Source organism: Ercella succinigenes (assembly GCF_900002895.1).
Map to the genome: position 1 here is coordinate 68513 of NZ_CDHP01000020.1, position 19669 is coordinate 88181.

The window sequence follows — 19669 nt, forward strand, 5'->3', positions numbered from 1 at the left end:
AACAAAAGAACACAAACAAAAGAACATTTCACTTTTAAGATATTTGACCACATTATATTTAAACTTGCTTTTTATAATCAGATAATTTATATTTAATTTTACCGATATACTTTATTTTTTAAGATATTAAGCATAAAAAGATAGCTAATTGCAAAACAGCAAGCAGGTGATGATTTTTGAAAAAAAGAAGCAAAAAATCTAATAATGCTGTTACTTTTAACAGATTAAAAAAGAGAATAACAATAACTTTTATAGTTATCTGGACAATATGTCTTGTTGGCTTTTTTGCTTTAACATGGCAAAATCAAAAAAATCAGCAACTAAACCTGCTTGAACAAAGTCTGCTGCAATCACAAATTCAGACAGATAATATATATAGAAGAATACAAAATCTTAGTAACAAACTAATAAGGGATCCAGAAATTGCCGCATGGCTGTATAGCAGAGAAGACTCTAGCCAGTCAAGACAAAATATTACCAGAACACTGGCTCACTATAGTTCAACAAATGACGATTTAATCAGTTATGTTGGTGCGTTCAACAGTTATATTGAGCTATATCTTACTTCTAACGGTGTCACACCGTTAAGTACTCTAGGCAATCCTGCCGGCATTGAACAATTTAGCTTCAGACCACGAGAGATAATACCAGAAAGAACAGCAGCTAATCAGTTTAATACTGTTTCCAACAGAATGCTGACTTTTTATACAAGAGTAGACTCTGATCCACAAAGAACAAATCAAGGACTTATTGTAGTAAATGTCACACATAATATTTGGCAAGCACCACAACAGCGAATGGTTGATGATAGTACATATTTTCTAATTAGTGAAAACGGCATAGTTCTGAGCAGTTCAGATGAAGAAAGATTTATTACAGACCTTTCATATGACCCTGACTTTGTACCTTTTTTTCAGAGCATTGCCCAGACACCTGTAAGTGGTGGGAAAAATCCATCAGGATATGCCAATATAAATATTGATTCTGAAAACAAATTTCTGGTATGGGTAAGATCAGAGCAAACAGATTTAATATCTCTTAGCCTTTTCTCTTATCGCAATTTATTATGGCTAACAATTTTTCATTTCTGGCCATGGGCACTTACTTTTACTTTTTTCATCATTATAACCGGAGCGTTTACCCTGCTTTTAATCAGGAATTTTAATAAACCAATCCAAAAACTAGTTCAGTACATGTCCCCTGCTCTTATGGCAAAAGCCAAAGGGCAGAATCAGAAACTGCCTTCTGCCGAGTATGAACTAATCCAATCAGCGATTCTGATAGGAGAAAAATCAGAGCAGATAGCAAATGAGAAATATTTATTAGATATTATTGAAGGAAGAGAACTAAAAGCTGCAGAAAAAACCATGCTTATGCCTGATTTACTAAAAGAAGGACCTTGGCTGATTCTTTTATGCAGATTTGATAACTATATCAAGCTTAGCCAAGAACATCCTTCTGATATGGAAAGCTATCGTTTTATGATTATAAACGTCACTCAGGAGCTTCTGTCGGACAACTTCACCTGTGAAGGGATTATTACAGCCGAAAATGAGTTGGCAATAATAATAAAGCTTGAAAGCAGCCAAAAACCTGAAAATATATCTTCCGCACTTATTCAGGCGCAAAAATATTTGCGTCAGTATTTTGGTTTTTCTGTAAGTTATGCCTGGCTGGAGCCATTTACTAATATAAAAAGTATGAATGAATTCACCAGCAATACACGTAAACTTTTTGGATTGAGATTGATTAAAGGCAGATCTTTATTAATTAATAGTGATTATGTCATTAATAATAGCAAAAAAATCAGATATCCGGTTTCAGCGGAAAGACACATTTTAGAAGCCATCAATCTCAAAAAAACAGAAGCAGTTGAAGAAGGAATTGACTTTTTTATCAAAAATATCACAGGCGGCTACAGTCCGCGTATAATAGATTATATAAATCAATTAACCTTCTCAGTTTTCAAACAAGTAGATCATACTATAGAACTACAGGATTCTGATTATGAGAATTATGTCGATACAGTAAGAATTATCAGTCAATGTGATGATGTTGCAAATATAAGAAAACTGCTTTTAAACTTCTGCCTCGAATTAATGAATCTATCTGAGACAAAGACAAAGGATTCTCTGCAGCAAAAACATGATCAGCTAATATACGATATCAGAGCATACCTTTCAGATAATATGTCAGATCCCAATTTATCTTTAGAATCAACGGCAGATAGCTTTAATCTCTCAGCAGGTTATCTTGGCAAGATATTCAAAACTTCTACCGGAGAGAATTTTAGCCACTATCTGATCAATCTGCGCCTTAATGAAGCCTCACGATTACTTACAGAAACATCTTTACCGGCCTACAAGGTCTGCGAAAGGATAGGTATGACAAATGTGACCTATTTTTCGACACTTTTCAAAAAACATTTAGGCCTCTCTCCTACCCGCTACAGAGAAAAAATATTCAGAGAAAACAATATCTCTACTTGACATATATAAGACCTAATGTTAACATTATTTTCGCCCCTAGGGGAGTGGCTCAACGGTAGAGCAACGGTCTCCAAAACCGTCGGTTGCGTGTTCGAATCGCGTCTCCCCTGCCAAAAGAATCACCTGTTGATTTTTGTTAAATCAACAGGTAATTTTTTGTTTTTTACTTAATCAGGGTTATTTGAATTAATCCACAAATTTGCCAGATGCAACGCTCCTCGAAAGCCAACAAAAGGAGGTTCATAAGGATAAATCCGCCACTTTGTATCAGGATTGGAAATTTGCATATCTGTGTTTTTGCCACTCCAGGCCAATGCTTCGCCACTAGCCATAAGCCAGCCTTTATCATGAGCAAAAACCACTTCACTCCAATCTTCTTCTGTTAAATACGGAATATCTTCATCTCCCATATCCGGGCAGTCACACCAGCAAACGCCCTTGGAAAAAGATAATTCATCGCAGCCATATGACAAAATTCCTTTTACAACATCTGCATGACCACCTAGTGACAAAGTTGCCGACTCTGGAAAAGAACGAACAATCCGCCTAAAATTAGGAATGATCTCTGCCAGTCGTCCAAGCGAAGTGCCCTTTTCATCTATTAAAAATTCACTGTTAATCTCTATATCAAGAAGCTGTGCTATTTTCATAAGCCATTTTGTGGTTCCCTCTATGCCATAGGGTCTTCCCACCATATACGGAATACCAAACCGCTTTTTCATTTCTCTACCAGCCTCTTTTCCCTCTTGCCGCACAATAAGATTTATATGGGCTCCACCCATACATTCAATATCCTCAACTGTTGTATCCGAAGAGAGAATACACAAAGGCTTCATATTAAAAGCGCCCTTCATGATACGAATTATTTCTTCTGCGTCAGCTTGAAATCGAAACAAATCGGCACAGGAACCAATCAGATTAAAGGTTGGAAGAGTTGTTCGTTTTACCTCCTTAGGCAACATTTTTACTAGCAATGTAAGTGCTTCCTGTACTCCTTGATGTTGTACTCTGTCAAATCCTCCACAACCAAACGAAACGAAACGAATATCAGGATATTGCGCTTGCAAACCTTTGCAGATAGCAGGTATATCGATCCCAATAACCTCTGGAATCGAGGAAGGCGTCAAAAAGATTACACGAACTTGATCACGCTTAATAACATTCTCTACAACTTTTTCCAACCTTGAAGTATCTCCCAGCGCGATATCAGTTTCATTAATATGGGTAGAGTACAATTTACAGGCGTTATATACACCTGCTCTTTTTAATGTTACCCCTGTATATAGCATATGTCCCATACAACCAAATTCAATAATTGCAGCATTACGGATAGTAGACAGTGTCCATAAAACGCCCATACGTCCCGATGGAACGGGTTTAAATCGATGTAGTCCCATATATCTCTCCTTTTGAAAAATAATTTGAATCATTTACTGCAGATAATAGTCGTTTTAAAATAGCTGTTGTCCGCCCATAGCCTACCTGTCCATAAAAGTCAAACATGTCCATCACCCAAGGAAACGTATCATTTCTGGAATACATGTAGCAATAATCAGAATGGACTGAGCTCCTGCTTTCTCCATTTTTTTAGAGCCTCCATAACACCATCTCGACACCCAAACACAACTTCTCTCGAATCCAGAGCATAAAGCCAATGAAGTTCACCTTTTTCACCTTCAGGATAAGGGCTGAACAATCTGGAATGAGTTGTACATTCCGGCATTCCAACAAGAAGTGAGGAAAGACCTTCAATATTTTCGATAATCACAGAAGCCATACGCATAGGACAATGTGATCCTGGCGATACATCCGGCGTGAGGAAGGGAATACCTTCCCCGCTTCTAATTTCAGATAATGATTTTAATTGAAGCAATGAGCTTATCATGATTCCGCCTCCAATAACAGTTTAGCAAGCCGTTTATAATGTAAAGCCATATCGGAATCAGGGAAAGATGATGTTGTAAAACACTCAACAAGTTGGTTCAATGCAAAATCCATTGATTCAAAAATGTTGATGGGTATGCCTGTGGACGAACTGGATGAACTGGCACAAAGTGCTCTGTCTGAATTGGCAAATATATTAACCGCCAACGCAAGTATAAGCTTCTCAAAAATTGGCGTAGATACAAATATTTCGACACCGACGCTTATATACGGTGAGGATTTTACAGTCAGCGTTAGTGTTCCCCGATATATATGTGTTGAAATGCTAGCAGACGGACTTGTTTTTATTATTAATGTTGCTTTAAGAAAGTCGTAGTATAGCTTTGTGTTTACCCGGATCATTCTAGATGATAGCGAAGTCAGGTCTTATATTCAGCACAAGCTGGATTTTGCTGGCGATGCCTCTTCTATTATTGATCCGGCTGTCAATAACTTGCCAGATCATCAATAATCTTCTGTTTGAATGCTTTTATCAGACTATAAGTATTATGCCCGAATATAATGATAAGCATGATCGAAGAAGATAGCAGCAAGTATCCCCAAATAATACTGCTATTTAATTGATAAAAGTCCATTATCGACTGCGCAATAAGTCTGAACATCAATAAGAATACCAGGATAGAACAGGCGACAGCAGTAATAAGAACAGTCATATCTTCCAGAAATCTGATTTTAAGTGCTGATGACAATGATTCACCCAAAGCCCTTGCCAGTGCAGTTTCACGTCTGCGTTGAAAAAAGTCTGTACGGACAATACTGAAAATACTGATAGTACAAAGCAAAACTATTATAATAATTATCGAAAAAATAGTCATTGTCTGAATGGTGTTATTATCTTTGGCACTGCCGGTAATAAGGGTATTATCCTGCATGAAATAGCCTAATTCACCTCTGTTTTCAGTCAAAAATTGTCCGATTTCATCCTGTTCTCCAGGAAATGCATCAATAAACATCACTCTATTGTATCCTTGAGTGATATATTCTAAAAAAACTTGTTCAGGCATATAAACAATTGTATCAATACTATTTTCCAATGGTCGTGTACGTGTTTTGCTAAGAACACCTTGAATCGTAAGCAATATACTATCTTCGCTTCCGAATTCTGGAAATATTTTCAAATGATTACCAGCTGATAATGTTGTAATTGATACTATTCTTTCATCGTTTGAGTTGCTTTGATCTACATAACTAAAATCATTATTGCCATCTTGCAGACTTGTGTCAGATTCGCTAGTCAATATAGCAATATTGGTGATCAGACAACCCCCTGATCTCTCAAAATCACTAAACGGCATCAACTTACCGTCAGGATCCAAGTCATTATACAAGGATTCATCTATAGAACAAATGGACATACTTCTTAGTAAATTAGCATTACCTATCTTTAAAAAATCTATTATCTCAGGAGTAAGATGCTCGTTGGGAATTTCAACATTTCTATTGCTAGTATACATAACAACTTTGTTTTTAACTGGAGGGAAAGCAGACAGCAGCTGTTCAGTGTTATCTTGCTCAGGCGAAAAAATAACAACAAAATCTGAATCAAATCCTCTTAATGCCCGTTGTGATTCATTCCACAAAGTTGTACCAATAGATAGGCCTAAAGTCAAAACGGACAAACTTATTATCAAAGCGATAACAGATAAAGTTGTACGAAATTTCTTGCGAGCTAAACCACGCCACGCAACTGCTAAACTGTTTGATAAACGCCCCACCAGATCAATAAGATTGGAATTATTAGCCTTATACTCTGATACACTTAAGCCAGATTGAAAGGCTTTCACAGGTGCATGCGAATAAGTTGTTCTGGCTGTAGCAAGCGCTAATAATACATTGATAACAAATGTGATCAGCACAGTTATTGCGACTACATGTGGCTGAATGACTATATTTATATCGCTAAACTCAGATAGTTTCAATACTCCGATTAGTCTACTAACTGAATCTGCAGCAGCATAGCTTAACAGTACACCTATAACAGAACTGCAGGCAGCTGTCATAACGCTCTGAAAAACAAAAATCAAATAAATATGTGTTTTACCTGCACCTACCATCCTCAGAAGACCTATTCTCTTTTTCGATTCATGTACCGTCATCAAAAGATTGTTTAACATCGTACCAGAACATACTATTACTAAACCTACTATGAAGAATATTCCTCCATAAGCTATTGATTGAAAATAATCTGACTGTTCTATAGACATAAATGCATTTGTCAGAAATTCATTTGGAACAATTTGTTCCGGCATAAGAGAAAAAGTCTGGCTTAGCTGTCTAGTCATCTCATCAAGCTCTGCTTGAGTAGCAGCTTTTGTTTTTAGCAAAAATATACTGTTTTCGTCATAGTTAGAAGTACTAACTACGCCTGATGATACAAATACTCCTGAAGATCGGTCATATCCAGATAATATACCGCTGACTTTGTATTCGCGAGTAATCGTCTCAAAAAATTGTTCCGGCCCTTCAACTTGCTGCGAATGGATTATATTGCCATCTTCAGCTATTCGTTTACCAAGTTCCAAAACAACGGTATCACCTATTTTTATATCACCATTCTGAACACTTTTACCATTAAGCATGAAGTTTGATGATAGGACTATTTCATTTTCTTTTCCCGGCCAATGGCCAGTTTTCAGTTGATGCTGGAGCATATCAAATGAATTGGTATCACAACCTTGCAGCGCCATCAACCAATGTGTCGCAAACGCCGCACCTGGTCCTTCCTTTTCCGATTCGGTTATTGCGTCCAGTCTTGCCGTCCAAACTGTTTGCACCTGTCCTACATCCGTTATATTAGAATTTTCCAGAAGTTCTTCCCTGCTTATTATGTCGGTACTTTCGATTTTTATATCCCATCGTCCACCATATGTATATGCGTTTTCTATGAGCATGTCATTATAGCTGAAAAAAACAGATATAATCGAAATAGCAAAAAACATAGTGATCGTAATTCCAAGCATCATCATCAGACTTCTCTTTAGATGACGCCTAAACAGCTTGATTGATAGTTTAATTATAGTATTCATATCAGGCCATCACTTTCCTGTCCGCTATGATCTTGCCATCGCTCATCTCAATTAATCTTGATGCATGTTTAGCAATGTCCAGATCATGAGTAACAAGAACAAGTGTCTGCCCATATTTCTTACAACAGGCAATAATTAATGAAATAACTTCTTGCCCTGTCTTTGAGTCAAGATTGCCGGTTGGCTCGTCAGCTAGAATAACAGCAGGCTTCATTATAAGAGCACGCGCTATTGCTACTCTTTGTTGTTGACCGCCAGACAGTTGATGCGGAAAATGTGTCATTCTATCTTCTAGCTTCAACGCAGAAACAATCTCTTCAAAATATTCTAAATTAGCCTTTTTACCGTCAAAAATAAGAGGCAGCAAAATATTTTCCCTAACAGTTAGTTCTGGCATCAGGTTATATGCTTGAAATATTATCGATACCTGCTGGCGTCTGAATTTTGCCAGATCTTTTTCCTTCATAACATTTATTTCTAGATCGTTGAAATAGTATTTACCTTCTGTGGGGCAATCTACAGTCGATAACATGTTAATCAAGGTTGTTTTACCGCAACCGCTTTTACCCATAATGGCTACTTGTTCATTTGTGTCTATGTCTAAGTTTAATTCGTTTATAGCCATGACCTTTGGCTCTGTTTCTCCATATGATTTGGTGATGTTTTCCAATCGAATCAACATATGTCCTCCTTAGATTACTGAGAACCCGGATTACAATCCGAGCTCTCATAGATCATATTATGTCATGCTATTTATAATCCCAAGATCCAGAGGTTGTATCTGCAATTCCGATAGTGTTTGTCCACATTTCTATCCAAACTAATTGCCCAGAGTACAAATTAACACCAGTATATGCTCCTAACCAAGTTGATGAACCTTTAGGTGCTGAAACAATAGGATTACTGTAAATCATTTGACCATCGCCAATTCGGGCTTTAGTTCGACATTTAATAGCTTTCAAAACACCTGTTTCATAATCAGGATGTATGTATGACCCATTTGTATTAGTAGTTTTTGAAACTGGTCCGATTAATACAACAGAACCGTTTCCAGGTAATGATCTTGAGAAATAAGCTGTTCCAGCGGAAACAAGGGATGAAATAACTCCTATCGTCAATAAAACAATTAACAAACATGCTCCTATCTTTTTCATAATCGTATCCTCTTTTCATTTTGATTTTAGTCTCTTATTTCTTTTCCAAAAACACTCACTCATTGCGCAAAAAGTAAACAGCTTAATTTATCAATAAACAACAAACCGGTTTCGTTTCGATACTTCAACTCTATCACACAAAAAAAAAAATGTAAACTAATAACAAAGATAACTAAGATAACAATTACAAATAATTCACATAAATATTTTCATATTTATCTATTCATACTTCAAAACAATATCAGCGTTATTAATAGGGTACATAAATTCCAGGATCGTGTATCTGATATTCAGTTTGTATTTATCTGCTCCGATTAATATTGACAAAAAAAATACAACATGTTAACCTTTTGCAATAATTTAATATTATTCAAGTGTTCCATATGGCGTCAAGCTTTATGGAAAGAATAGTGAATCGGGTGAAAATCCCGGACGGTACCGCCGCTGTAAGCGTTGAAGATAGTAGCTCATGATGAAAGTCAGTCACTGGGAACCCGGGAAGGCCGAGCACTGTTGCCGGAGATAATCTCCACAGACGCAAGTCAGAAGACCTGCTTGAGTATGTTGCATTGCCTGCGATTACAGGCTTTTGCTTGTTTTTCACGGAAATACGGCTGTGGCTTTTGCCACAGTTTTTTTGCGTTTAAACAGTTTCGCTAATATCTGCTGAAAACAGCTCTAAGAAAGGATTAATATATGAATATCAGTATCAATATCATAGGAAAGATTCACAGTCCATATGGAGATAGATTGTCTGCTCCAAGGCAGGGATTTCTTTCTGAAGAAAAAGTAAAAATTGAGATTTTCCCTGAATTTGCAGAAGGTCTGCACACACTTCAACCTGATCAGAAAATCGTTGTACTTTATTGGGCAGATAAGGCTGATCGAAATATTTTACAAACAAAAACACCTTTCGGGCCGGAAATAAAAGGTGTTTTCGCTACACGATCCCCGGCGCGACCTAACCCTATAAATTTATGCGAAGCGGAAATAACTTCTATAGAAAACAATATTTTGTTTGTAAAAGGGTTGACGCACTAGATGGTAGTCCCCTGCTGGATATTAAATCATTAATAAGACGGGAAAAAAGCAAAGCAAATAGACAAGGCAAATCCTGCACCGGCATTCAGTCCCATCAAACCGGAATCCGCCATAGGATTACGAGTTATCCCTTGCATAATGGAACCAGCCACAGCCAAAGACGGTTTAACGGCAATGGCGCAGTTGGTTCTGCCAACGGTATTAGCAATAAATATATTGAAATAATCATCACACCATAAGGTACAGATACAACCAAACTATCAAGAAAATTCCATAAAGTTAAACCGATATATTTTTTGTTTCACCAAAAGTTATGGTTTTGAACCATTCCCTGAACTTTTTCATATTAATTGTTCTCCCTTCCGAATCGTCCAACTATCCCTCCGCTCATTGGCGGCAATCATATTATCATAAGGCTTGCTGGATTTTCACTTCATTTTCTGCATCTGCATAAGCTGTAGCCTCATCAAGAATTACAATTGGTGTGTCCTTGAGAAAAACTCGCGCAATTGCTATGCGTTGCTTTTCGCCGCCGGAGCCGTGGTATAGTGCAAAAGAAGCTCCCGAATTACTCCGTAAATTGTGAAAAAAGGAACAAGTCTTGCTGCTGAAGATACCCCGGACAGAAGACAAGCAACTATTAGTTTATTCTTTTTTTGTCCAGCTAATTCAAAAAGTCTGGAAATGCCTGTTTTTTCTTTTTGTACCTTATTTCTTTTATTCATTTTTATCTCCTTTCAAAAAACAAGTTAGGCATGGCTGACTGCGCACCAAAAAAATTTCTCTTATTAACCTTGTTCGAAAATAAGAGAAAACAAAAGACTGTATAGATGGTTCAAAGTTCTATCAAAAGCGTCTGCATGCAGGGTTCCTTTATTGAACATCGCAATAGCCATAAGCTTAACCAGATTGGCAACCACTTTATAGTCTATATCCTGCCGAATACCTTCGATATGATCAAATAAGCCACGCATAACGACAGATTCTGCATCAGGATTAATTTGGTATTCCTCAGGTAAAGCTGCACATAATTTAGCCTCATCTTCTGCTGTTAGATACTGATAAATGCTGTCTTTGCTAAAAATAATTCTCCTTAAAAAGGTCTTTGCCTCCTCAGTCGTGATTTTTCCCCGATCTCCCAGCACATCCATAAAATACTGTTTAGCTTTGTCTCTTTGATATTTGATTATTTCATAAACAAACATTTCCTTAGATGGGAAAAAATTATAAAAAGTACTCTTTCCAAGGCCAACCGCCTGTGTCACTTTTTCAACGGAAGCATGTGTCATACCATGTTCCTTAATAAGCAAGAACCCTGCATCAAGCATTTTTATCCGCACTTCTTCTCTTTCCTGTAGCGCGAAAATTTTTGGTGTCATAAACAATCCCTCTTTTCCGGAACATTATTAAAAATTAAGCGACTATTATTAAATAATATTCTTTTTTTTGATTCTAATTGTTTATTTATGAGTTGTCAAGTAATAATATTTTTTACAATTTTCAAAGCTTTTAACATATAATAAAAAAATGGAAACAATAAACGATTTTAAAAAGCATTTATTATATCCAGCCAGTTTCAGGCGTCATCGCCTACCATTGATGTTTCTGGCAATGTTGCCATCTTTTTTTCTTGATGGCCTTTTTATTTATTCAATTTTGACGCCAACAACTTTTTATTTACTCCCTACAGAGATTAATACTTTCAGCGAACTTCTATCACCTTTTGCCGCCAATTTTTTGCTGCTCAAAGCTCCGGCTATTTATTATTATGCCAAACTCAAAGCACAAAGACTTGAGAGCTACATTCTTGTAGGAAAAAACCAGGTTATTTATAGACGGAACAAGCGTGCACCTTTTGCTAAGATTGACTATGGTTATACATATCATGACTATATACATTTTTTAGAAATAAAATCTGTATACCGCAAAACAAGTGGCGCTATTGTAGTTCAAGGTAAAATAATTATAGAAAGAAAGCTTCCCGGTTACGAAATGACAAGTAACAAATGGATCAAGAGCAAATTTGTCATACCGCCCTATTTTTCAGACACAGACAGCATCTATAATACGCTCAGCAAATTAATGAAAAATCAAATTTGAAAATATTTTTTCAATTTTTATTGACACACACTAAAAGGTAATGTATTATCTATTTTAAGTAATGCATTACCTTTTTTGACAGCTTAAACAAGTATACCAAGGAGGAAACTATGCCTGATTATTCACAAATGCCTGATCAGCAATTTATTTTTGGAACTTTACTTTTAACCGCAAACCGCATGGATACTATGCTGGAACGCGAATTAAGCAAATTCAATGTCACAGCCAAGCAATGGTTTATGTCTGTAATTATATATTCTCTGTTTGATGAAGATCCCACTATAAAAGATGTTGCTCGTACAATGGGCAATTCTCATCAAAACGTTAAACAGGTTGCTTTGAAATTAGCAGAAAAGGGATTGCTTGAACTGGTAAAAGATCAAAATGACGGCAGAGTAACAAGATTAGTTATGACCGATAAAAGTGCTGCCTTCTGGGCACAAACAGATGAACCAGGCAAAGAATTCATGGCAAATCTGTTTTCAGGATTAAATGATCAAGATATTGCTTGTGCAAGAAAAGTATTGATGCAGATGTGGCAAAACCTTAATCAAATGGATACTTGAAAATACAGAAAATATTGTCAGAAAATAATAGCTGTATGTAGTAATAGTGCATGAAGTTGATTTACATTTTATTTTAATGGAAAAGGATAAAAAATAATGAAAAAAAAGAAAAAGACCGGCTGGATAATTCTTGTTTGTTTTGTATTTATAATCATAATTATGGCTGGTGCAATCTCATTTATGATGAAAGGACTCGAACAAAATAAAAATCTTGATATCTCAATTGTTTCAGCTCAAAATCTTGCTGATATGACCTACGAAGGATCATACGGCAGCGGACGTTGGTATAATGAGGTATTAGTAACAGTCGAGAATGGACTGATTGTTGATATTGAACCAAAGAAAACCGTAATGTTTGAACGTCAAGAAATAACTAATGAATTAATCAGTAGGATTATTAAAGAACAATCAACAAATGTGGACACTATCAGCAGTGCCACCGTTACATGCAATGTATATTTAAAATCAATAGAAAATGCTCTGACAAATGCAGAAAGAGGTAATTAATTATGAAAACGCTTATTATTTATTCAAGCAAATATGGAACTACATCAGAAACCGCAGCTTCACTAAGTACTAAATTAAATAATGAGGCTATACTCGTTAACATTGCAAAAGAAACTGTACCTGATCTGAATGATTTTGACCAGATTGTAATTGGTAGCTCAATATACATAGGGCAGATAAACAAAAAAATCCGTGAATATGTCTTATCCCATAAAGCTGAATTATTGTCTAAACCATTAGGTCTTTTCCTATGTTGTGGTTTACCGTCAAGTCTGGATCAGTATCTTAGCCAGGCATTTCCTGCAGAGATCATAGAACATGCTATAACCGGTTGTTTTGGTGGTGAACTTCGTAAAGATAAAATGAAAATGGCAGACCGTCTGATTACAAATATGATGACAAAAGCAACTGCCAAGGATGGCACCCCTCCCCCACAAATTCAATCAGAACAGATCGATCAATTTGCAGAACAGTTAAACTTAGCAAGTAGGTAGTAATTTCTTTCGTCTAGTATAGTTTTTTTGCAATTAAAGTGCAATTAGGTGAGCCTATTTCAGTAACAATTTTACCGGAGTATTAAAATTAATGGTAGCCAAAACGATTTCTCTTGATGTCATCATAAATGATTTCTCCTATAATATAAATGATACAACAATTACTACAACTGTACTTATTAAAGTTCCCAAGAGATAGTATTCAGCAAAATTCTTTTCCTTGGATATACGATCATACCTTGCAATGGATTTTGCTGTTAATACTAATCCTATTGCCGAAAACTGCCCTATTGATAATAGTATTAACATGATTATTCTTTCTACAGTCCCAATTAACCGTCCCGCATTATTATCCTTCTTTACGGAATCTTCTTTACTTTCAGGCTTATATAACATCAATAGTTTTTGAATTGCGATATTAGCAGGTTTATGTATTATTAATATAGCAACAATCCATGATAAAATTTGTGCTTCCGAAATACCAGCTGTACTAAAAAAATCCTCTATCCCTTTCCAGGCTCCTACTGCGGCATCATTTATTACCAATCCGTACGCAATAAATATTAAAGATATAAGATGGAATATTTGATCTAAAAAAAACATATTTCGTTCTATAACTTGTGTTTTTTTACTTTTCTTAGTCATAACTAAAAGATAGATATATTTTGTCGTATCAATCATAAAATGAAGTATCGATGCTACCGTTACCGCTAATAGAATTTTATACGATATAACTGGTAAAACAATTAATAGCATTGTTCCCCAATAACAAAAACTATGGAACAGTACCCAACTTTTATTTTTTTCCTTCTTTTCTGCCATTCTTTTTGTTTGTAAATAGAAATCGCCTAGAATATGCCCCAAAAGAAGTAATGTGAAAATTTCTCTAAACATCGTCTCTCCTTATTTCTTCAAGTGCTTTTTCTATTGTATCGACGGCGTCCTTATATGCATAATATTTCCCTTTTGAAAAACTTTTTTGAACTGCTGGTTGTTGAATTTTTAATCTTTTTGCTACATTAATTTGGCTATCCTGATGCTCCAACATATCCCAAATTATTTCTCTTTGCCTATCACTCCATGATTCCTTTATAGCTGTCATTAGTGTTGTTATTGTATTTAACATTATTGTAGTTGCCTGATTATCACTCTCAACTTCAACCCTTATATCTGCAGCGATTGCTTGTTTTTTATTTTCATTATCTTTTAGATATTGAATAGCATTTCTTGCTTTATAATAGCCCGGCCCATCTGCTCCTAACGCCATTTCCTTATCAATATCTGTTGTAATTTCCCCTATTCCTATCCCAAATCTCATTTTTACAGGATACATTTTTCTTTCTATTTCGGATATTATACTTATTGTATTTTTTCCATTGCCTAATAATCCTTGAAATTCATCGCCTAATGTTATAATAAATTTCGATGCAATACAACTCGTATATTTATTATTAATCTCTTCTAAAACTTGTTTCAATTTATTTTGAACTTCATTTCTGTTATCGATTTTTTTAGATTGTTTTATATCTCCAATAATAGCAATATACGGATCATTTAACAAAGAGAAAAACATAATAATCACCCCCAGTACAACAACCTCATTATATAACCTATAAAGTGAATATTCAATAAATATTCATCTTATAGGTTATATCTATTATGTATAACCTTTAAAGTGAATATTCGTCAGATGAACATACTTATTATTATCACTCACATCTTTTCAGAAGCAAATCAATGCGAATTCTTTGAAATAGTAATCGGGAAATATTTTTGAAGTAATTTGTCTACGATTTCTAAAACTTATCAGATCTTGACATAATGAAAATTTAACAGTAAAATTGTGAAGGTTCAACGGGGTGTAGCTCAGGTGGCTAGAGTGCTTGCTTGGGGTGCAAGAGGTCGCAGGTTCAAGTCCTGTCACTCCGACCATGGCGAATAACCATAAGGAGCATTGCTCTTTGTGGTTATTCTTTTTTTTATGTTCACTGTTTCAAAAACTTGACCACGTACACCATAAGGCAGGCATACAGGCACAATTAAGACAGGGTGGCAAATAATCTCCGCTTCCACATCGAAAACTTCCTGAAGGGTCTTAGAATTAATAACCTCTACTGGTGTACCAGAGCTGTGTTTTTCTCCATCCTTAATAGCCACCAGATAATCAGAAAACATGATGGCATGATTAAGGTCATGTAGTACCATCACGATGGTAACACCTTGCTCTAAATTCAAGTTTCGAAGAAGTTGTAAAATATCCAGCTGATGAAAAATATCGAGATATGTGGTAGGCTCATCCAGAAATAGAATGTCTGTCCTCTGTGTCAATGCCATGGCAATCCAGGCATGCTTCCGCTGTCCGCCGGAAAGCTGATCCATTTCCCGATCCGCAAGCTCTGTCATATTTGTACTTGATAGTGCCCAGCGTATAATTTCACGATCTTTTGCCGTCAAGCCTGACAACTTTTTCCGATAAAGAGTTAAAAACAACATGTTGTTTATAACGTAGATTAATCAAGCAAGAAGTCTATGATATTTTTGACCCTGATCCCGGAGTAGTCGTTGAAGACAGTTTGATCCATGGTCAATATATATTTTGGGTAGTTATCAGAAATGGATTCTAAAGGTCTTAGCTCTCTCTCTCGTTTTCTCATCCATGATTGTAGCTGAAACTTGATAGTAGCTTTTTTCGTTCATTTTCGAGGCGACGAAATCAACTTCTAACGAACCTATTTTTCCAATAGTCACCTCATAGCCGCGTCTCAATAGTTCCAAATAAACGATATTTTCTAAAACGTGACCATAATCTGTGTCACGTAGGCCGACCAGTCTATTTCGGATACCCATATCGACGATGTAATACTTTTCAGAAGGGCGGCATCCCTAACTCCATTTCTTTCAATAACGTCCTTCATCAGAACAGTATTGTAAATACCCTCCAGAAAAGGATCGATGGTATCGGGATTGTCTAATAGTTCAATGATAGTGGGAAGTCCACCGTATTGAAGGTATTGATTAAATTTATCTTGGGAACTCATTCCTTTAGTTGATTTGCCTGAACGTCTTATACCAGTGACTACCTTGATCAAGTTTTTATCCTTGAACTGAATGAGTTGATCAAGATAATGATTTCTATATTTCATAACATCACCCCCTCACAAACAGAACTATAACCAAAAAAAAATAATTTATTTCAACATTTTTTCGACTACACTCTAAAAACTTTATATTATAATTTGATTACTGCTGAGGGATACACAAAATCCCTCACACTACTTGCTTTAGCTTGGGGATTATTTATTCATATATCTCTTTTCAAAGATAATTATTCAAAACCCGCTATGACATACCCAAAAACACAGTGAGATGGTATGATTATCTTGTTGTGTTCAAGGAGGTCTATGTTATTATGCTATCTTTTTGTTATCCAGGCAGGGATGAGATTCCAGACTGGAATAATTTTGAAATACTAAATAGAAATGCTTCACCTGCTTGCAGTTATCTCATACCATTCCCGGATCAGAGTGGTTGTATTGATGCAGTCAGCAATCATCGCCGCTACCTTTCGCCATATATACATATGCTAAACGGACTTTGGAACTTTAAATACTTTGAACAGGTAAACCAGATACCAGAGAGAATTCTTTCTTTCAGATCAGGATTTGACAGTATACCTGTTCCTTGCTATTGGCAAGAACAAGCTTATGGGAAAAATAAAGATAGTAATTATTCTTCTGATTTCCCATTTATTCCTCCAATCGTCAATTCCCGGCAAGGAGCAGCTGTTTATCACAAAACAGTCACTCTGCCTTTACGCTGGAACAGTTATCGCAAGCGTCTTGTTTTACTTGGTGTGAAAAAGGCATTTCACCTTTATGTAAACGGCAAAATGGCTGGTTTTTTTCAACAGGGCAACCTGCCTGTATATTTTGATATCACCCAGAACTGGCATGAGGGTGAAAATGATATATTCATCATAGTGTATGAAAATTCCTGTGACAGCTATTTAGATGCCGCTTATTCAGAGTCATCAGACAGCAACCACAACTTTCACGGTATTTTCCGTGATTTATATCTGGAGGCAGTTCCTTCCATCTCGCTTTTTGATATTAATATAAGCACAAAAAATACTGATCTTTCATTTTCAAGCTGGGAGGTTTATTTCGATGCCAGAATTATTTCGTACAGGATATCCCAGGACAAACCAGAAATAAATTTATCACTTCATTTTCAGGGCAAAAGTATTGCTGAACACAAATATATAGTTAACCTAAAATCAGTAGATGATCAGTCTACCTTTTCTTCTCCTGTACAAACAACAGGTCTGCTTACAAAAATGTTTGTATTAAAGGATATCATTGCCTGGACAGATGAAACACCTGCTATATACGATCTTTTTATTACGGTAAAAGACAGCCATGGAAATGAACAAGCTTGTTATCATCAGCCAATAGGCTTCCGTCAGATAGAAAATAAACAAAATCAAATCTCCATCAATAATAAACTCTTAAAACTTAAAAGCATTTGCTATCATCAACCCATGTTCAGTCAGTGTAAAAAATCAGTACTTGATCAGATCAGCACTGATTTGATTAAAATAAAAAGAGCTGGTTTTAATTGTGTTTATCTAGCGGATTTTCCTGCTGACCCTGCATTTTATGATCTTACCGACATGATAGGACTTTATGTGATATGCAAATCTGATATTTTTCTTTCAAATGCTTTTTTGACAGCCCAAAGCCCGGAAGAGCTTACTGGAAACAATCAAAAGTGGAATCAGCATATTGCTGACCGCATACAGAGATTTATCAAAAGCATTAGAAATCATAGCAGCATTATTGGCTGGGATGCTGGGGAAAATGTCGAAAAATGGCCTGATTTTGATTACATTAATAAACAAATCAAAAAACTTGATAGCAACAGATTAATTCTGAATTCAAATGAATTTCTGTCATCAGATCAGGCAAAATATCTTTTGTGCTCCTTAACAGATAAAAAAGGCAATTTTAATACCAGAGGTCAGAATCTTATTAAACAGCTTTTACCTCTGGAAATAAAATTCTTAACTACTGAAAAGAAATTATCTGTTACAAATAAACTTACTTTTGCAAAATTAAGCAATATAAGTATAAACTGGCAGCTTTATCTGGATAATAACTGGCAAGAGCAGGGACAATTTGAGTCTTTTGATCTTATTGCAGGCGAAAATGTTTTGCTCGATTTGCCAGAAACAGAAAAGGATTCTTTTGAAGCGCACCTTAACTGTCTGGTTAACTGGCACAATAACAGTTTTATTCATAAACCACTCAAACAAAGTAATAAATACTATTTTGAAATCAAAAACCAATTTAATGAACCTTTGCTGCCGCCTTCTGGTCAATTTGCAGCCATAAGTCACGGTAAGCTGCGTATTGAAAAAGACAGGCATTTATTATTATTATCCGGTCATCGCTTCTGGCTCATATTCAATCGAATAAACGGAGAACTTGAAAGCTGGCGCTGTGGTGAAACAGAGCTTCTGGAATCTGAAAGACCCGGAACATCTGCCGGACCTGTTTGGAAATTTTTTGCCAGATCAAAGGATAGGAATTGTTTAGAACATCAAAGGTTTTGTCACATCCCTATTTCTATCAAGCATGCCTGCGATGGTGAATGTGCAGTAATCGAAATAGAATCTGTTTTGGCAAGAAAGGGCAGCCCTACGGAGTTTACATCTTTTATTAGATATGAAATAAATATGCAGGGGCAGTTGAATGTTTTTGCCACAATATCATGTAGCGGCAATAATTCTACAATGCCTGACTATATAAGTTTGGAATTTGGATTAAAAAGGCAATTAAATCTATTGCAGTGGTATGGTAAGGATGAAGATCAGTGGCTGATGCAACATAATACGTTACTGGAAAACAATACGGACAGTTTGGTAAAAGTATCAGAATCTGATCTGACAATAAGCGAAAACGGCGTAGTTGAAAGCGTTAAAACATCTGGAACAGAATGCAGTTGGCTTTTTGCTCATAATGAACAAGGTCTGGGAATCATGATTCAATCTGATAACAAATTTGCCTTCAATTCATATTTATGCAGCAGTATCCCTGACAAAAGCATCAGTTCAAATCAGTTTTTCAACCGTCATTGGCACCAGTTCGACCTTGAATTTGCAGGCAATGTAAAAACGACTATTTGCAAGAGACAATTTACTTTGCAGCCAATGGTTATAAGTATGTCAGATAATTAAAGCTTACAAAAATCCCCGAAATATTCTGCATAACAGACATTTCGGGGATTTAACATTTTTGAATTTCGCCTTTGAATAGTTTTTTCTAATATCCTTAAGTTAAAGAGTTA

General features: G+C 35.9%; 20 protein-coding genes, 2 tRNA genes, 2 pseudogenes and 1 riboswitch. Of the genes and pseudogenes, 10 read left to right on the plus strand and 14 right to left on the minus strand.

Annotated features, from left to right (window positions below):
- Window positions 1-176 precede the first annotated feature (176 nt).
- Window positions 177-2489: a helix-turn-helix domain-containing protein gene (locus AC0KSB_RS05630; protein WP_472307240.1), complete on the plus strand. Its 2313-nt coding sequence runs from the start codon at window positions 177-179 to the stop codon at window positions 2487-2489.
- Window positions 2490-2527: 38 nt separating this feature from the next.
- Window positions 2528-2602 (plus strand) — tRNA-Trp (locus tag AC0KSB_RS05635).
- A gap of 54 nt (window positions 2603-2656) precedes the next feature.
- Here AC0KSB_RS05635 and AC0KSB_RS05640 read toward each other — a convergent pair.
- Window positions 2657-3886 (minus strand): nitrogenase component 1, encoded by a 1230-nt coding sequence (locus tag AC0KSB_RS05640; protein ID WP_472307241.1) that lies wholly within the window; start codon window positions 3884-3886, stop codon window positions 2657-2659.
- A gap of 155 nt (window positions 3887-4041) precedes the next feature.
- The gene (locus AC0KSB_RS05645; RefSeq protein ID WP_472307242.1) at window positions 4042-4374 is read right to left on the minus strand and encodes a nitrogenase component 1; all 333 of its coding nucleotides are present in this window, start codon (window positions 4372-4374) and stop codon (window positions 4042-4044) included.
- A gap of 141 nt (window positions 4375-4515) precedes the next feature.
- On the opposite strand from AC0KSB_RS05645, the gene AC0KSB_RS05650 reads away from it, so the two are divergent.
- Window positions 4516-4749, plus strand: a complete 234-nt coding sequence (locus AC0KSB_RS05650) for a chemotaxis protein CheX (protein WP_472307243.1) — start codon at window positions 4516-4518, stop codon at window positions 4747-4749.
- Between the two features lie 109 nt (window positions 4750-4858).
- Here the strand turns inward: AC0KSB_RS05650 and AC0KSB_RS05655 are convergent, their stop codons facing one another.
- The 3 genes from AC0KSB_RS05655 to AC0KSB_RS05665 all read right to left on the minus strand — a co-directional run bounded on the left by AC0KSB_RS05655 (window position 4859) and on the right by AC0KSB_RS05665 (window position 8613).
- Window positions 4859-7459, minus strand: a complete 2601-nt coding sequence (locus AC0KSB_RS05655; RefSeq protein WP_472307244.1) for an FtsX-like permease family protein — start codon at window positions 7457-7459, stop codon at window positions 4859-4861.
- A 1-nt stretch (window position 7460) separates the two neighbouring features.
- Window positions 7461-8141: an ABC transporter ATP-binding protein gene (locus AC0KSB_RS05660; RefSeq protein WP_472307245.1), complete on the minus strand. Its 681-nt coding sequence runs from the start codon at window positions 8139-8141 to the stop codon at window positions 7461-7463.
- Between the two features lie 67 nt (window positions 8142-8208).
- A complete protein-coding gene (locus AC0KSB_RS05665; RefSeq protein WP_472307246.1) occupies window positions 8209-8613 on the minus strand; it encodes a hypothetical protein in 405 nt (134 codons plus the stop codon).
- A gap of 355 nt (window positions 8614-8968) precedes the next feature.
- A riboswitch (cobalamin riboswitch) is annotated at window positions 8969-9186 on the plus strand.
- 123 nt (window positions 9187-9309) lie between these two features.
- Here AC0KSB_RS05665 and tsaA point away from each other — a divergent pair.
- Window positions 9310-9654, plus strand: coding sequence for a tRNA (N6-threonylcarbamoyladenosine(37)-N6)-methyltransferase TrmO (gene tsaA, locus AC0KSB_RS05670; protein ID WP_472307247.1), 345 nt, complete (start codon window positions 9310-9312; stop codon window positions 9652-9654).
- A gap of 38 nt (window positions 9655-9692) precedes the next feature.
- Here the strand turns inward: tsaA and AC0KSB_RS05675 are convergent.
- The 4 genes and pseudogenes from AC0KSB_RS05675 to AC0KSB_RS05690 all read right to left on the minus strand — a co-directional run.
- Window positions 9693-9818: pseudogene (locus AC0KSB_RS05675) on the minus strand (iron chelate uptake ABC transporter family permease subunit); the annotation flags it as partial.
- 247 nt (window positions 9819-10065) lie between these two features.
- Window positions 10066-10191: pseudogene (locus AC0KSB_RS05680) on the minus strand (ATP-binding cassette domain-containing protein); the annotation flags it as partial.
- Window positions 10167-10379: a hypothetical protein gene (locus AC0KSB_RS05685; protein ID WP_472307334.1), complete on the minus strand. Its 213-nt coding sequence runs from the start codon at window positions 10377-10379 to the stop codon at window positions 10167-10169. The pseudogene AC0KSB_RS05680 and the gene AC0KSB_RS05685, both read right to left, overlap by 25 nt.
- 63 nt (window positions 10380-10442) lie before the next feature.
- Window positions 10443-11033 (minus strand): TetR/AcrR family transcriptional regulator, encoded by a 591-nt coding sequence (locus AC0KSB_RS05690; RefSeq protein ID WP_472307248.1) that lies wholly within the window; start codon window positions 11031-11033, stop codon window positions 10443-10445.
- A 148-nt stretch (window positions 11034-11181) separates the two neighbouring features.
- Here AC0KSB_RS05690 and AC0KSB_RS05695 point away from each other — a divergent pair, with 148 nt between their 5' ends.
- The 4 genes from AC0KSB_RS05695 (at window position 11182) to AC0KSB_RS05710 (ending at window position 13321) form a co-directional block, all read left to right on the plus strand.
- Window positions 11182-11754, plus strand: a complete 573-nt coding sequence (locus tag AC0KSB_RS05695) for a hypothetical protein (protein WP_472307249.1) — start codon at window positions 11182-11184, stop codon at window positions 11752-11754.
- Between the two features lie 110 nt (window positions 11755-11864).
- The gene (locus AC0KSB_RS05700) at window positions 11865-12320 is read left to right on the plus strand and encodes a MarR family winged helix-turn-helix transcriptional regulator (RefSeq protein ID WP_472307250.1); all 456 of its coding nucleotides are present in this window, start codon (window positions 11865-11867) and stop codon (window positions 12318-12320) included.
- Between the two features lie 96 nt (window positions 12321-12416).
- Window positions 12417-12827, plus strand: coding sequence for an FMN-binding protein (locus AC0KSB_RS05705; RefSeq protein ID WP_472307251.1), 411 nt, complete (start codon window positions 12417-12419; stop codon window positions 12825-12827).
- A gap of 2 nt (window positions 12828-12829) precedes the next feature.
- Window positions 12830-13321, plus strand: coding sequence for a flavodoxin domain-containing protein (locus tag AC0KSB_RS05710; RefSeq protein WP_472307252.1), 492 nt, complete (start codon window positions 12830-12832; stop codon window positions 13319-13321).
- Window positions 13322-13459: 138 nt separating this feature from the next.
- Here the strand turns inward: AC0KSB_RS05710 and AC0KSB_RS05715 are convergent, their stop codons facing one another.
- Window positions 13460-14215: a DUF3307 domain-containing protein gene (locus tag AC0KSB_RS05715; protein WP_472307253.1), complete on the minus strand. Its 756-nt coding sequence runs from the start codon at window positions 14213-14215 to the stop codon at window positions 13460-13462.
- Entirely contained in the window at window positions 14208-14894 is a 687-nt protein-coding gene (locus AC0KSB_RS05720; protein WP_472307254.1) for a SatD family protein, read from the minus strand. The genes AC0KSB_RS05715 and AC0KSB_RS05720 overlap by 8 nt, the downstream gene beginning before the upstream one ends.
- Window positions 14895-15176: 282 nt before the next feature.
- Between AC0KSB_RS05720 and AC0KSB_RS05725 the strand changes: the two genes are divergently transcribed.
- Window positions 15177-15253 (plus strand) — tRNA-Pro (locus AC0KSB_RS05725).
- Here AC0KSB_RS05725 and AC0KSB_RS05730 read toward each other — a convergent pair.
- The 3 genes from AC0KSB_RS05730 to AC0KSB_RS05740 all read right to left on the minus strand — a co-directional run bounded on the left by AC0KSB_RS05730 (window position 15242) and on the right by AC0KSB_RS05740 (window position 16464).
- Complete coding sequence (locus tag AC0KSB_RS05730) at window positions 15242-15775, minus strand: ABC transporter ATP-binding protein (protein ID WP_472307255.1); 534 nt, start codon at window positions 15773-15775, stop codon at window positions 15242-15244. The genes AC0KSB_RS05725 and AC0KSB_RS05730 overlap by 12 nt on opposite strands.
- A gap of 153 nt (window positions 15776-15928) precedes the next feature.
- A complete protein-coding gene (locus AC0KSB_RS05735) occupies window positions 15929-16168 on the minus strand; it encodes a hypothetical protein (protein ID WP_472307256.1) in 240 nt (79 codons plus the stop codon).
- Window positions 16111-16464, minus strand: a complete 354-nt coding sequence (locus AC0KSB_RS05740) for a hypothetical protein (RefSeq protein WP_472307257.1) — start codon at window positions 16462-16464, stop codon at window positions 16111-16113. The genes AC0KSB_RS05735 and AC0KSB_RS05740 overlap by 58 nt, the downstream gene beginning before the upstream one ends.
- 266 nt (window positions 16465-16730) lie before the next feature.
- On the opposite strand from AC0KSB_RS05740, the gene AC0KSB_RS05745 reads away from it, so the two are divergent.
- A complete protein-coding gene (locus AC0KSB_RS05745; protein ID WP_472307258.1) occupies window positions 16731-19559 on the plus strand; it encodes a sugar-binding domain-containing protein in 2829 nt (942 codons plus the stop codon).
- The last annotated feature ends 110 nt before the right edge of the window (window positions 19560-19669 follow it).